Origin of the sequence: Amycolatopsis coloradensis (assembly GCF_001953865.1) — a bacterium.
In the GTDB taxonomy this organism is placed as follows: Bacteria; Actinomycetota; Actinomycetes; order Mycobacteriales; family Pseudonocardiaceae; genus Amycolatopsis; species Amycolatopsis coloradensis.
The window spans coordinates 451,133-465,392 of record NZ_MQUQ01000012.1 but is presented as its reverse complement, the minus strand read 5'-3'; the positions used below and the strand labels follow the sequence as shown (position 1 = coordinate 465,392).

Genomic DNA, 14,260 nt, shown 5'->3' with positions numbered 1-14,260 from the left:
TTCAGACCCGCTTGGTGGCGGCCTTCAGGGAGGCCTTCGCGGTGTCGGCGGCACCGACGGTGTCCAGGGCGAACAACGCCGCGCCGACCACGGGGGCGACGTCCACGACCTGGATCGCGGCGCGCGGCGCCACCTTCAGGCACCGCCGCTCGATCTCCGCGATCACCTGCGCGCCGACCCCGGTCAGCACTCCCCCGCCAAGGATGACCTCGGGCGCCTCCTCGGTCAGTTCGAGCCGCCGCAGAATCACCGTGACCAGGACGGCGACCTCGTCGACGAACCGGTCGACCACGTCCTGCGCCACCTCGTCACCGTCCGCCGCGACGGCGAACAGCAGCGGGCACAGGCCGTGGATCGAATCGGTGTGCAGCTCCTCGAAGTGCAGGCGCCGCACCACTTCCAGCACTGTCGACGCCTTGAAGTGCGCGGCGACGGCCGTCTGCAAAGCCGTGCCGGGGCCCCTGCCGTCTTCGGCGCGGACGGCCCACCACAGCGCTTCCTCACCGAGCCGGTAGCCGCCGCCCCAGTCGCCGGAGATCTTGCCCAGCGCCGGAAAACGGTGCTCGCGACCGTCGGCGCTGATACCGGCGCCGTTGATCCCGGCACCGCACACCACCGCCACGCCCGTCCCGTCGGAACTGCCCGCGCGCAGCAGCGCGAGCGTGTCATTGCCGACGATCAGCGTGTCGCTCCACCCGCGTGCGGCCAGCGCCGCGTGCAGGATCGCCTCCTCCTCGGGGAAGTCCAGCCCCGCGAGGTACGCGGACGTGTGTGTCGCGAAAGGACGTTCGTCGGGAATCCCAGCCTCGCGAAGAGCCTCCAGGACCAGCTCCTCCAGCGCGCGGACGCTGGCGTCGACCCCGATGTTCTGCGGGGACGTGCCCGGACCCCGTGACTGCCCGAGCACCCGTCCGTCCCGGGAGACGATCAGGACGTCGGTCTTGCTGTTGCCGCCGTCGATCGCGACGACGACGTCGGCTGAGCCCGCCGTCATGCCCCGGCCCACGGCAGGAACTGGCGATTGGTTCCCACCAGCGTGTCCGCGAGCTGGTCGGCCTTGGTGTACTGGCCGACGAGCGGATGGGCGAGCAGCGCGTCGGCCACCCGGTCCCGGCCGCCCTTGATCGCCGCCTCCAGCGCGAGATGCTCGTACGCGGTCACGCCCGCGATGAGCCCGGCGAACCGCTGCTCAACCGGCGCCTGCGGGATCGGGCGAGGACCCTTACCGTCCACAAGGGACGGAACTTCGATGACGGCGTCGTCCGGCAGGAAGTCGAAAGTGCCTTCGTTACGGACGTTGACGACGTGTTCCTCCGCGGGGCCACCCGAGGTGAGCGCGTGCACGAGCTGCACCGCGGCCTCGGAATAGTAGGCACCGCCCCGCTTTTCCAGCTGCTCCGGTTTGGTCACCACCTCCGGGTCGAGGTACACCTTGAGCAGTTCCTCCTCGACGTCGCTGACGACGTCCGCGCGCGGCCGCTCGGTGCGCTGCTTCATGACCTGCTCGTCGTGCCCGTAGTAGTACTTCAGGTAGTAAGACGGCACGACGTTCATCCGCCGCATCCACTCCACCGGCGCGGTGACGTGCTCGCCGAGGAATTCCGCGTGCTCGGCAAGGAGTTCCGGCAGCCTGTCCTCGCCGTTGACGAGCACTTTCCGTTCCCAGCTCAGGTGATTGAGCCCGGTGTGCACGAGCTTGACGTCGTCGACTCCGGCGCCGAGCAGGTGCGCGAACGTGCGCTGGAGGTGGATCGCGACGTTGCACAGTCCGACGGCGCGGTGGCCCTCGTTCAGCAGTGCGCGGGTGACGATGCCGACCGGATTGGTGAAGTTGACGATCCAGGTGTCGTCTCCGGCGATTTTCCGGACCCTGTCAGCGATGTCGAGCACCACCGGCACGGTGCGGAGTGCCTTCGCGAGGCCGCCCGCGCCTGTGGTCTCCTGCCCCACGCAGCCACAGGCGTGCGGGAATGTTTCGTCCCCGCGCCGCGCACGCTGTCCGCCGACCCGCAACTGGATCAGCACCGCCGACGCGCCGTCGACACCTTCTTCGAGATTCGCGGTGGTCCGCACCCGCGCCGGATGACCGGCGTGGTTCAGCAACCGGTTGCTGAAGTCTCCGACCGCCTCCACCCGATAGGCGTCCGGATCGATCAGCACGATCTCGTCGACGTCCAAAGTGGACCGCCGCCCGGCGATCCCGTCGATCAACTCGGGTGTGTAAGTGGATCCACCACCGACGACTGCCAGTTTCATCCCTTGACCCCTGTGAATGTGACGCCCTTGACGAAGGACTTCTGCGCGAATACGAACAGCACGATCACCGGCAGCATGATCAGCGCGGTGGCCGCCATGGTGAGGTTCCATTCCACGTGATGCATCCCGCGGAACGACGCGATCGCCAGCGAAAGCGGCCAGCTGTCGCGGGTTTCACCGGTGTAGAGCAGCGGTCCGAAGTAGTCGTTCCAGGTGAACAGGAAGCAGAACATCGCGGTGGCCGCGATCCCCGGCTTCGCCATCGGGATCAGCACCTTGATCATCGCCTGGAACTCGTTGCAGCCGTCGATCTTCGCCGCTTCCAGATAGTCCTTCGGAATGGTGAGGAAGAACTGCCGCAGCAGGAAGATCGAGAACGCGTCGAAGAAGAAGTACGGCACGATCAACGGGATCAGCGTCCCGGTGAACCCGAGCCGTACCCACAGGTCGTACAGCGGCACGACGGTGACCTGCGGGGGCAGCATCATCGCGGCCACGGTGAGCATGAAGAACAGGTTCTGCCCGCGGAACTTCAGCTTCGAAAGCGCGTACGCCGCCGGGATCGCCGAAATGAGCGCACCGAGGGTGGCCAGCGACGAATAGAGCATGCTGTTGCCGAAGTACTGCAGCAGCGGCGCCTTCTCAAACACCTCGATGAAGTTCTCGAAGTGCCATTCCTTCGGCCAGAAGTTCGACGAAAGCGCCTGTTCGCTGGACATCACCGCGGTGAGGAACACGAAGAGGATAGGCAGCATGAAGATCACGCCCATCGCGATCCCCAGGCTGTGCGTCGCGATCCAGTACAGCTTCTTGTCCCATTGACGCCGCATCCGTACCTTCGGCGGTTCGGACGCCGGGGCGGCGTGCCGGGGTTCGGCCAGTGTGGTCATCCGCCCGCTCCGCTCATGCGGGGCACCCGCACCCGGTCGGGGCCATGAACAGGCTGTCGCGAGGATATGATCATGCCCCCTCCTCCTGATGCTGGGATTTACGGAGCTGCCGCACGAGAATCCAGGTGAACCCGGCCGAGACGATGAACAGCAGGACCGCCATCGCCGCCGCGTAACCCATGTTGAAGTACCGGAAACCCTGGACGTACAGCCAGACCGGGTAGGTCAGCGTCGAGTTCTGTGGTGCGCCGATGAATCTCGTGTTGCCCGCGACGTCCGCCGCGCCCGCGGCCGCCGAACCCGCGACGATCGCCTGTGTGAAGAACTGCAACGCGAAGATCATCGAGTTGACGACGCCGAACAGCAGCACCGGCGAGATCGACGGGAGCGTGACGTGCCAGAACCGGCGGACCGGACCGGCGCCGTCGAGTGCGGCGGCCTCGTACTGTTCCTGCGGCACGTCGAGCAGCGCCGCCAGGATGATGATCATCAGCTCGCCCGAACCCCACATCACCAGCAGGGTCAGCGCGGGCTTCGACATCGCCGGGTCGTTGAACCACAGGCCGCCGTCGATGCCGACCGCGCGCAGGAACGCGTTGACCGGGCCGTATTCCGGGTTGAACAGGAACACGAAGGCCAGGGTCGCCGCGGCGGGCGGGGCCAGCGAAGGCAGGTAACAGAGCGTCCGCACCAGGCCGACACCCGACTTGAGCCGGGAGATGATCGACGCCGTGCCGAGGGCGAACACCACGCGGCAGAACGTCAGGACGATCACCAGCCACAGCGTGTTGTACGCGGCGGTGCCGACCAGCGGCTCACTGGTGAACATCCGGATGTAGTTGTCGAAGCCGACGAATTCCGGCGCGTTGATCAGGTCGTAGCGGGTGAACGAGTAATACACCGTGGCGATCAGCGGGTAGCCGAAGAAGATCAGGAACCCGAGCATCGCCGGTGCGATGAAGTAGAAGACGGTGCGACGGCGGCGCGCTGCGTTCCCCTTCCGCGTCCTGGTGGACGAGGAAGGGGAACCGACCGCCCTGGAATCCAGGGTCGAGGTCATGCGATCAGCCGCCGGCGCGTTTCTGGGCCAGCTCGTCGTTGATCTGAGCGTCGACCTGCTTGAGACCCGCGGCCATGTCGGGGATGTTGCCCGCCTGCCACTTCTCCGCGAAGTCGTTGACGGCCTTGAGGTGCGCGTCACCGATCGGGGTCGACGGGTTCGGCAGCAGCTTCCCGCCGTTGTACAGGTCGAGGAACGTCTTGAACTCCGGCGTGACCTCGAGCTTCGGGTCGGTCAGCGCGGCCTTGGTGCTCGGCACGTTCTTGAGCCCGTTGGAGAGTTCGACCAGCGTCGAGGTGTCCAGCGTGACCTGCTTGATCAGCTCCCAAGCCGCGCCGGGGTTCTTGGCGCCCTTGGGGATCGCGATGATCGTGCCCGTGGTGAACGCGCCGCCGTAGCGGTCCGGCTTGCTGTCGAGCACCGGCGGGGCCGCGGTGCCGAACTTCAGGTCCGGCGCCTGGTCCTTGATGAACGCGGTGCGGTACTCGCCGTCGATCATCATCGCGAGCTTGCCACGCTGGAAACCGTGGTCCGCCGAGTACTCCTCGCCGAGGCCTGCCTTGAACTGCTCGACCTTGGCGTGGCCGCCGTAGAAGTCGACGAGCTGCTTCTGGAAGTCGAACATCGCCTTCCACTCGGGGCTGTCGGCGAGATGCGACTGGCCGTCCGGGCCAAGGTAGGTGGCGCCGAAGTTCGGAGCCCAGTACTGCGCGAAGTTGGCGTAGAACGGCATCGACGGCATGAACCCGGCGACCTTGATCGAGCCGTCGGGGTTGAACTCGGTCAGCTTCTTGGTGGCCTCGAACAGTTCCGAGGTCGTCTTCGGCGGCGACGTGATGCCCTTCGCCGCGAACATGTCCTTGTTGTAGTAGAAGCCGTAGACGTCGGCGAGCAAGGGCATGGCGCAGCGCTTGCCCTGGAACTCGGTGTAGCTGCGGACCGCGTCGGGGATCTGTGTCAGGTCGATCTTGTCACGGTCGATGTAGGGCTTGAGATCCTGGAAGCTGCCCGTGGAGCACCACGCGCCGAGGTTGTCGGTGAAGAACGAGATCGCCACGTCCGGCGGGTTGCCACCGCGGATGGACTGGGTGATCTTGTCGTCGTCCTGCTGGCCTTCGTGCTTGATCTCGATGTTCGGGAACTTCGCCTTGAGCTTGTTGAGCCCGGCGGTGACCACGTTGTACTCGCGGTCGGTGAACTTGCTGTAGACGGTCAGCGTGAGCTTCGCGTCCGCGGCGGGTGCGGCCGCCGCGTCACCCGCTCCCCCGGCCGGGCCGCTTGCGGCGCCCGAACAAGCGGACACCAGTGCGGCGACGGTGACCGCGCCGAGCACTATCGAGCCGCGCCAACGGCGGCCACTTCTCCGAACCTGGGTCGTGGAACTCATGACCCTCCTCCTAGTTGGTTGGGGCGGGAGATGGTGGTTCTGTTCGTGAATCCGGGATCGCCACGATCGGATGGGGCTCTCCCGCCCCGGACCGGCGAGGCCCGAGGAGTGAAGGGGTGTTGACGCCGAAGACGTCCCTGCGAACGGTGGCGAGGGCCGACTGAAGCGCTCCCTCGCGCACCGCGTTGCCCTGCACCGACGCGACCCCGACGGGGGTGCGGGGCAAGACGAGTTCGTGCAGCCTTGTCGCGACCAGCGCGGCGAATTCGTCGCCACCGGCGCGGCTGGTGTCACCCGACAGCAGCACGAGTTCGGGGTCGACGACCGCGATCAGACCCGCCGCGCCGCCCGCGACGCGGCGGGCGAGGTCGTCGAGGAAACCTTCGTTTTCGGCTTGTCGCGCCTTGGTGACGGCGTCCGCGCCGGTCTCGGCTTCGATGCCGTGCGCGGCCGCCAGCGCGACGACCGCGGGCGACGCGACGATGTCGCCGAACCGGTCTCCGGCGCGGGGCTTGGGGCCCGGGGTGGCGACGGAAACCGGGTCGGGGACGCGCATCCAGTCGATCTCGCCGCCACCGCCGGTCGCGCCGCGCAGCAGCCGCCGCCCGACCACCACCGCGCCGCCGACGCCGTCGCTGAGCCAGATCATCACGAAGTCGTCCAGCCCGGCGGCCTGTCCGGCGGTCATTTCGACGATCGCGACGAGGTTGACGTCGTTCTCGATGGTGACCCCGACGCCGAGGTCCTGGCTGAGCCTGCTCGGCACGTCGAACCCAAGCCAGCCGGGGATGTGCGGCGCCGAAGAGAGCAGGCCGGTGCGCGGATCGAAAGCGCCCTGCGCGCCGATGACGACGTGTCGGAGGTCGGTGGCGGCGAGCCCTGCTTCACCGGCCACGTGACTGAGGGCCGCACCGAAGGTGCCGACGACGTCCGCGCCCTCGTGGACCGGCAACGGCACCTGGTACTCCGCGAGCACCGCACCCGTGACGTCGGCGACGACGAAATCGGCTTTCCGGGGCGTCAGGTCCACGGCCGCGACATAGGCGACGCAGCCGTTGACCTGCCAGAGCTGCGCCCTCGGCCCGCGGCCCCCACCACGCACGCCCGCCTTGGCGACGACGTCGTCCTGTTCGAGGCGGGTGAGCAGCTGCGCCGTCGCGGGTTTGGAGAGGCCGATCGAGACCTCGAGTTCGGAGCGCGTCAGCGGGCCGTCTCGGAGGAGGACCTCGATGGCCGCGCGATCGTTGATCTCGCGCAGCATTCGCGGACTACCGGCTCGCACTGGGGCTCGCTCCCGACTTCGTTAGGAAACTTTACAGACGGTTTCCGGGGACTGTAGTGAGCCGAACCACAGTCGTCAACGGGCCTGGGAAACGGGGAGGTAACGCTTGCCGTGTTCCGCACAGCGGGTAGATGTACCGCTGCGGAGGGTGGCTACGGGTGGCCGGACAACCGGCAAGTACGTGAAGGCCCCCTTCATTGCGCCTAGCGCAATGAAGGGGGCCTTCACGTACTTCTGAGACTAAACGCCTGCCCAGGCCGCCAACATGACGCGCGCGATCGATGAATTCCCCGGCAGCACCAGCTCACGGGTACCACCGGCGATCGGGGTCGGCACGGCGCCCGCGTTCCGCAGCTGACTGTTCGCGAAAGCGGCCCGCACCTCCGCGCGCGAGACCCAGAACGCCTCCTCGATCTCCCCCTCCGCGGGCATCAGCGGAGCGGAGATGTCGGCCCGCGCGGTGAAGCCGAGCATGATCGACCGCGGGAACGGCCAAGGCTGGCTGCCGAGATAACGCGCATCGCGCACCTCGAGGCCGACCTCTTCGCGGATCTCCCGCTCGACACAGCCTTCGAGCGACTCGCCCGCCTCGACGAATCCGGCGAGGATCGAGTACCGGTTTTCCGGCCAGATCGGCTGCCGCGCCAGCAGGACGTGCTCGCCGTTGACACCGGCGTCGTCGTGCACGAGGCAGATCACGGCGGGGTCGGTGCGCGGGTATTCCTCCCGGCCGCAGCCGGTGCATTCGCTCGCCCAGCCCAGCTGGACCACCTCGACCGGGCTCCCGCAGCGCGTGCAGAACTTCGCCTGGTTCCGCCAGTTCCGCAGCGCCTGCGCGGTGGTGAACAACCCGGCCGACGTGTCGTCGAGCAGGTCACCGTAGCCGCGCAGGTCGACCCAGATCTCGCCTTCGTGTCGCGGGACCTCTTCGACGACGCCCCAGCTGCCCGCCATCTCGACCGTCTCGGTCTCCCCGGCGGGACGGCCGGGCAGCGACCAGAAGTCGGTGCCCTGCCACTCCCCCAGGAAGACCGCGTCCGCGGGCGGTTCGGCGCCGAAGTCCTGCGCCTTGCGGGTCGCGAGCGTGCCGGAACCTTCCACCACCGGGGTGCGCGCGTGCTCGTCGAGCAGGACGACATGCGCGTCCGGCCAGCGCTCGGCGAGCCTGTCCGGGTTGGTGCGCAAGGATTCCTGACGGTCCGCCGTGGAGCGCGAAAGCGTCGGGAGCGCCCCCAACCCGAACGGTGTCTCCATCAGGCGGGCTCCCCGACGGTCACGTCGCCCAGCGCTGCCAGCTTCGGCGCGAGGACGTCGGCGTCACCGACGACGACCCCGGTGAACCGCTTGGGCGCGAAGAACTCCAGCGCGGCATCGGCCACTTCTCCGGCGGTGACCGCGGCGAGCCGTGCCGGGTGCTCGGCGAGCCATTCGGCGCCGAGACCGGTCGCGGCGAGCGCGGCCAGCTGCGCGGCGAGGCCGCCCTGCGACGACGCCGCCGTGACCAGCGAACCGATCGCGTACTGGCGTACCGACTCGACCTCCTCGGCGGTCGGCGGCACGAGACCGAGCCTGGCCAGCTCGTACCGCGTCTCCAGGAGGGCGGCCGCGGTCGCGTCGGTGGCGGTGTCCGCCTCGACGTTCACCACGGCGGTCTGGTCGGTGAACTCGAATCCCGAGTGCGCGCTGTAGGTGTAACCCTTGTCCTCACGGATGTTCTCGACCAGCCGCGACGAGAAGTACCCGCCGTACGCGAGGTTCGCCAGTTGCAGCGCGGCATAACCCGGGTCCGTGCGCGACACGGCCTGCGCGGACAGCCGGATCTGCGACTGCACGGCACCCGCGCGCGGCACCAGCAGCACGTGGCCGCCGGTGAGGTCGGGCAGTGCGGGCAGGCGGACGGCGGAACGGTCCGAAGCCCAGCCGGCGAGCGCCTTCTCCAGGTCGCCGACGACGGTCTGCGGGTCGATGTCACCGACCAGCACCAGCACGGATCCCCGCGGCAGCACCGAAGCCTGATGCAGCGCGCGAACCTGCTCCGGCGTCACGACGGCGACGTCCTCGGCCTGCGGAACCTCGCGAACCGCGGGGTGGTTGCCGTAGCGGTGTTTCTGCAGGGCCTCGCGGGCGATCGTCCTCGGGTGCGTGCGGGAGACCGCGATCCGCTCGATGAGCCGCTCGCGTTCCCGCTCGACCTCGGCGTCGGCGTACGACGCGCCGGTGAGCGCGTCGGCGAGGACGTCGAGCATCGTCGGCAGGCCGTCGGCCAGCGAGGTACCGGTGATGGCCAGCCGCTCCGGGTCGACGCCGGACGCGAGGTCACCACCGATCAGGGCCAGGTCCGCGTCGATCTCGATGCGGTCGCGGCGGGCGGTGCCGGTCAGCAGGGTCTCGGCCAGCACTTCGGCGGTCGCCGGGTGCAGTGCGTCGTCGCCGCCGAACGGGATCCACATCCGCAGCTCGACCAGTGGCACGGTGGCCTTGCGGACGGCGAGCACCCGCAGCCCGTTGCTCAGCGTGGTGTCCACATGGGACAGGTCGGCGGCGGCGCGCTGCGTTCCCAGCGGCGGGACCGGACGCGGCCCGGCGGCCGTGCGGCCGATCTCCTCGGCGGTGCGGTGCGGTGCGCTCACTGCTCGGTACCTTCCTGATCTGAATCGGCACTGCCCGGGCGGACGACGAGCACGGCGCGCGAATCCGGCCGCAGCGCCTTCGCCGCCGCCGAAACGGCCTCCCCGGTGACCGCCGAGATCTTCTCGGCGAGCCGGTACACCAGCGACGCGTCGCCGTACAGCAGCTCGAACGAGCCGAGCGCGAGCGTCCGGGACACCAGCTTGTCGTGCTCGGAGTGCAGACTCGCGGCCCAGCGCGCGGTGACCTTCTTGATCTCCTGGTCCCCCGGCGGCGTGGCCGCCAGCTTCTCCAGTTCCTCGTCCAGCGCGGTGAGGACCTGGTCGGTACTCACTTCCGGCGGGTGGATCGCGGTGATGGTGAACGTGTCCGGGTCACGCGCCTCGAACGGGCCGAAGAGCCCGGCACCGGCGCCGATGTCGACGACCAGCGGCTCGCGGTGCACCAGGCGTTGTTGCAGCCGGGAGCCGTCGCCGTCGGTCAGCACGCCGGCGAGCACGAGGTTCGCCAGGTAACCATCGAGGTCGTTGATCGGGTCCGGCATCCGGTAGCCGACGCCGACCGCGGGCAGCGGGGCGTGCGGGTCCACCTGCTCGCCGCGCAGCTCGCCCTCGGGGGCGGGCTCGGCGAACGAGGGACGCACGGGCGCGGGCCGGTGCGGCACGTCGCCGAAGTGCTTCTCGATCAGCTCGCGGGCCTGCTCGACGGTGAAGTCACCGGCGACGGTCAGCACCGCGTTCGCCGGCGAGTAGTAGGTGTCGAAGAAGGCCGCGCAGTCGTCCAGGGTGGCCTGCTCGAGGTCCTCGAAACCGCCGTAACCGTTGTGCGCGTTGGGGAACGTGGAGTACAGCACCGGCGGGAGGGTGATCCACGGGAACCCGCCGTACGGCCGGTTCAGCACGTTGAGGCGGATCTCCTCCTTGACCACGTCGATCTGGTTGGCCAGGTTCTCCTGCGTCAGCTTCGGCGCCCGCATCCGGTCCGCTTCGAGGAACAGGGCGCGCTCGAGAGCCGCGGCGGGGAGGACCTCGAAGTAGTCCGTGTAGTCCGGATGGGTGGAGCCGTTGAAGCTGCCACCACTCGACTGGACGTACCTGAAGTGCGCGAGCTTCTCCAGGCTCTCGCTCCCCTGGAACATCAAATGCTCGAAGAGGTGCGCGAAACCGGTGCGCCCTTCGGGCTCGGAACGGAAGCCCACGTCATAGTGGACGCTGACACCCACCACCGGAGCGGTCGCGTCGGGCGCGAGCACCACACGCAGACCGTTGTCGAGGGTGAATCGGACAAGCTCGGGATCGGCCATGCGCACCACCCTACGGGCTAGTCAGGCCTCCAGGCGACGACCCTGGCGGGTCGTGGCGAAGGTTCCCACCACCGCGGCCGTGAAGTCACTCACCCGCGCGAGGCCGTCCCCCTCGGCGCCTTCCTTTCCGTACCAGTAGATCTTCGGCGGACCCTTCAGCGCGGCGAATCCGGCGAGCCACTGTTCTTGTTCGCCGAGAGCGAGCGCGTAGGGCAGCGCCCGGGAAAGGAGCACCTCGCGTTCGAGCTTCGGAACGGCCGACGGCTTGGTCGCCAGCAGCGTCTCGCGGACGCCGAGCAGCCGGCGGTGCAGCGCGACACCGGCGCCGGTGCGCACCGGCAGCCACCGGGCGGCGACGGCGAGTACCGCGCCCGCCGCGACGACGATCAGCCCGAGCTGCGCGTAGCCGACGGTCAACGCCAGCAAGACGGTAAGGAACAAACCGTGGAAACAGACACGCGGGCCGACGCGGGCGAGTCTGCCGGGCAGGCGCGAATACCAGCGGCGTTCGACGACGCTGTCGCGCAGCTCGCCGCGAACCGTCTCGATCCCGATCCGGGCGGACTGGATCTCCGACAGCAGCACCGACTCGCGCCCGTCCGGCAGCAGCGCGTCGAACACGGCCCGTTCGAACGGGTTCAGCTGTTCGTCCGGCGGATTGCGGCGGACGAGCCGCCAGCCGGTCAGTTCGCCGGGCTCCTCGCTCACCCACAGGTAGTTACGAACCGCGAGGTCGACGACCGTCGCCGCGAGATCGACGGCGTCGGCCTGCCCCGAAAGGACCATCCCGGCCTGTCCCGGCAGCACGCCGTCGGGCGACGCGAACGCGGCCTGGTCATCCTTTCCGGTGAGCAGCTCGACCGGTAGTGCGTCGCCGGGGTGTTCGTCCCGCCTCCGGAGCAAGGCCAGCGCCACGGCGGCCGCGACCAGCGCGAGCGCGAAGCCACCCCAAGCCCAGCCCACCGGAGCGGTGAGCACGAACGCGCCGGCGAGCGTCTTCGACGGCTCCAGCCGCGCGTTCGCCGGGACGGTGCCGCCGGGCAACTCGACCGAGATCTCCATCCGCTGCCCGGCCGCGAGGTTCTGCTGGCTGAACCGGGTCAGCCCGGAATGCGCGATCTGCGCGGCCCCGCAGTGCGCGCGCGACCCCTCGGGACCGGCGTGACAGGTGACCGCGTTCGGGATGGCGGGTGCGGCGAAGCTCGCGCGCACGAGTTCGAGGCGGGTGTCCCAGCCGCCCGTGAGCTGCCAGCCGACCCGCGCCACTCCGTCGGCTTCGGCGACCGCACCATCCACTGTGTACCGGACGATCGAGGTGCCGCCCTTGAGGCGGACGACGAATGCGTCGTCGGTCAGTTCGGAGTTGCCCGCGCCTTCGATGACGACGTCACGGATGCCGATGATCCGGTCGCGAGCGTGGGGCGCGGCCGTCCGCAACGGAATGCGGCGGGTCATGGTCGCCTCGCTCGGCACGGACACCGCCTCGACGACCGAGAGGGCGCCGTCGCGTTCCACCCTGAGCGAGATCTCCGCGCTGTTGGGGAGCGTCGGCAGCGGAGTCTCGCCCTGCGCTCCCGCCGGTGCCGCGCCCAGCACCAGCAGGAAGACCACGAAGAGCACGCAAGTAGTCCTCTTGTTGCGGTATATGCGCGCGCAAGGACCGCAACCAGAGGACGAATCGCGGGAGTTCATGTCAGGCAATCGAGCGCAGATGCCCGGACTCGGCGAGAAGACCGTCCAAAGCGGACAGGAACGACGGCAGATGCGTGGCGAACCGGCGCAGATCCCGATCGCCTTCGAACCCGCCGAACCAGTACAGCCCGGCCGAACCGTCCGCCGACGGGTCGAGCGCTTCGAAAGTCCGGAGCCAGTGTTCGGTGTCGCCGAGGACGATCGCGTACGGCAGCGACCGGGAGAACACCATTTCCCGGTCCCCCGGCGGAATCTCGGCGACCTTGACCGTGTGCAGGTATTCGAGCAGACCGCGCACCTGGCCGACCAGGCGCCTGCCGCGCGAGGTCCGCGGCGGCACCCAGGAGGCGCCGAGCAGCACGGCGACCCCGGCGAGCGCGACCGCGACACCGAGCAGCGCGTGCCCGGCCGTGAACGTCAGGACCGCGGTGCCCACGAGTCCGAGCACGACCAGGCCGATACCCGCCAAGGTGAGCTTGCTCTTGCCCTTGTCGGGACGGCGCGAGAACCAGCCCTTGCGCACGACATCGGTGTACATCGCCTGGCCCGCCACGCGGAGATCGACGGTGCCGCGGCCGCGGAGTTCCGACAGCAGCACGGAATCGGTGCCCTCGGGGAGGATCGCGGTGTAGATCTCGCGTTCGAAGGCGACGAGGTGCTCGTCCGGCGCGTTACGGCGGGCGATCCGCCAGTCGACGGTGCCCGCGCCGCGGACCTCGGCGAGCATGAGGTAGTTGCGGACCGCGAGGTCGACCACCGTGCCGCTGACGTCCACGACGTCGACCGTCTCGTCGACGACCGTGCCGACCTGGCCGGGCAGGACACCGTCGGGAGAGGCGAAGGAGGCGCGATCACCGTCGCGCATGAGGACGTCGACCGGGCCGGTGCCCGCGGTGAGCGCGCCCCTGTCGCGTCGGCGCAGCGACCAGACGGCCAGCGCGCCGAGAAGAAGGAACAGTGCCAGTGCGCCGAAACCGATGCCGGTGAGCGTGGTGAGGGCGAACGCGCCGCCGACCGAGGCGATCCGCTCGAAACGCGCGTTCGCGGGGACGGTGCCCGCCGGAAGCTGGACGGCGAGGTCGACCCGTTCGCCCGCGGCGAGCTTGTCCTGCTCGATGCGGACGACACCGCTGTGGTCGGTTTCGGCGAGCGAACACTGCCTGTCCGAACCGAGCGGCCCGGCGAAACAGTCCACTGTGGGCATTTCGCGCGTCGGCGCGCTGAACGAAGCGGACACCCGGGACAGTTCGCCGTCCCATCCGCTCGCGACCTGCCAGCGCACCTGCTGCGCGCCGGTGACGTCGGCGACCGCTCCGTCCACTTTGTACCTGAGGGTGGACGCGCCGCCGTCGAAGGCGGCGACCAGCTGTTCGCCGTTCGACTCGGTCTTGCCCGCGCCCTCGACGGTCACGTCACGGACCCCGTAGACGCGGTCCTGTTCCTCACCGGCGGGAACCTTCAACGGGATCCGGCGCACCAGATGCTGTCCACCCGGGACGGTCACCTGCTCCGTGATCGAGAGCGAACCGTCGCGTTCCACCTTCACCGCGACGTTCGCGGCCGCGCCGCCCGGCGGCTGGAGCAGGCCGAGCTGACCGCGCGCGCCGATCGGCGGCGGCTTCGGCAATTGTGGCGCGTTCGTCAGCGAAGGGCCCGCTTCGGGCGCCTTCGGAACGTTCGATTCCGTCGGCGGGGCCATCAAGGCCGTACTCGCCGCGACGGCCACGACCGCCGTCCCCCATTTCGTCAACACAGCCACACA

At 69.1% G+C, this 14,260-nt stretch carries 11 protein-coding genes; all 11 read right to left on the bottom strand.

Going from position 1 to position 14,260, the window contains the following annotated elements; all coding sequences use genetic code 11:
* Position 1 precedes the first annotated feature (1 nt).
* The 11 genes from BS329_RS23465 to BS329_RS23415 all read right to left on the bottom strand — a co-directional run bounded on the left by BS329_RS23465 (position 2) and on the right by BS329_RS23415 (position 14,251).
* A complete protein-coding gene (locus BS329_RS23465; RefSeq protein WP_084750097.1) occupies positions 2 to 1,006 on the bottom strand; it encodes an N-acetylglucosamine kinase in 1,005 nt (334 codons plus the stop codon).
* A complete protein-coding gene (locus BS329_RS23460; RefSeq protein ID WP_076163367.1) occupies positions 991 to 2,256 on the bottom strand; it encodes a 6-phospho-beta-glucosidase in 1,266 nt (421 codons plus the stop codon). The genes BS329_RS23465 and BS329_RS23460 overlap by 16 nt, the downstream gene beginning before the upstream one ends.
* Positions 2,253 to 3,146 carry a carbohydrate ABC transporter permease gene (locus BS329_RS23455; RefSeq protein WP_076163366.1) on the bottom strand — a complete coding sequence of 298 codons (894 nt, stop codon included), beginning with the start codon at positions 3,144 to 3,146 and terminating at the stop codon, positions 2,253 to 2,255. The genes BS329_RS23460 and BS329_RS23455 overlap by 4 nt, the downstream gene beginning before the upstream one ends.
* Positions 3,147 to 3,216: 70 nt before the next feature.
* Positions 3,217 to 4,206 carry a carbohydrate ABC transporter permease gene (locus tag BS329_RS23450; RefSeq protein ID WP_076163365.1) on the bottom strand — a complete coding sequence of 330 codons (990 nt, stop codon included), beginning with the start codon at positions 4,204 to 4,206 and terminating at the stop codon, positions 3,217 to 3,219.
* Between the two features lie 4 nt (positions 4,207 to 4,210).
* Positions 4,211 to 5,593 (bottom strand): extracellular solute-binding protein, encoded by a 1,383-nt coding sequence (locus BS329_RS23445; protein WP_076163364.1) that lies wholly within the window; start codon positions 5,591 to 5,593, stop codon positions 4,211 to 4,213.
* 10 nt (positions 5,594 to 5,603) lie between these two features.
* Complete coding sequence (locus BS329_RS23440) at positions 5,604 to 6,854, bottom strand: ROK family transcriptional regulator (RefSeq protein ID WP_076163363.1); 1,251 nt, start codon at positions 6,852 to 6,854, stop codon at positions 5,604 to 5,606.
* Between the two features lie 261 nt (positions 6,855 to 7,115).
* Complete coding sequence (gene nudC, locus BS329_RS23435; protein WP_076163362.1) at positions 7,116 to 8,129, bottom strand: NAD(+) diphosphatase; 1,014 nt, start codon at positions 8,127 to 8,129, stop codon at positions 7,116 to 7,118.
* On the bottom strand, positions 8,129 to 9,505 hold the full coding sequence (locus BS329_RS23430; RefSeq protein ID WP_076163361.1) for a M16 family metallopeptidase: 1,377 nt from the start codon (positions 9,503 to 9,505) through the stop codon (positions 8,129 to 8,131). Before BS329_RS23430 ends, nudC begins: the two co-directional genes overlap by 1 nt.
* A complete protein-coding gene (locus tag BS329_RS23425) occupies positions 9,502 to 10,806 on the bottom strand; it encodes a M16 family metallopeptidase (RefSeq protein WP_076163360.1) in 1,305 nt (434 codons plus the stop codon). The genes BS329_RS23430 and BS329_RS23425 overlap by 4 nt, the downstream gene beginning before the upstream one ends.
* A gap of 21 nt (positions 10,807 to 10,827) precedes the next feature.
* Positions 10,828 to 12,426: a DUF2207 family protein gene (locus BS329_RS23420; RefSeq protein WP_076163359.1), complete on the bottom strand. Its 1,599-nt coding sequence runs from the start codon at positions 12,424 to 12,426 to the stop codon at positions 10,828 to 10,830.
* 73 nt (positions 12,427 to 12,499) lie between these two features.
* Positions 12,500 to 14,251, bottom strand: coding sequence for a DUF2207 family protein (locus BS329_RS23415; RefSeq protein WP_076163358.1), 1,752 nt, complete (start codon positions 14,249 to 14,251; stop codon positions 12,500 to 12,502).
* Positions 14,252 to 14,260: the final 9 nt, after the last annotated feature.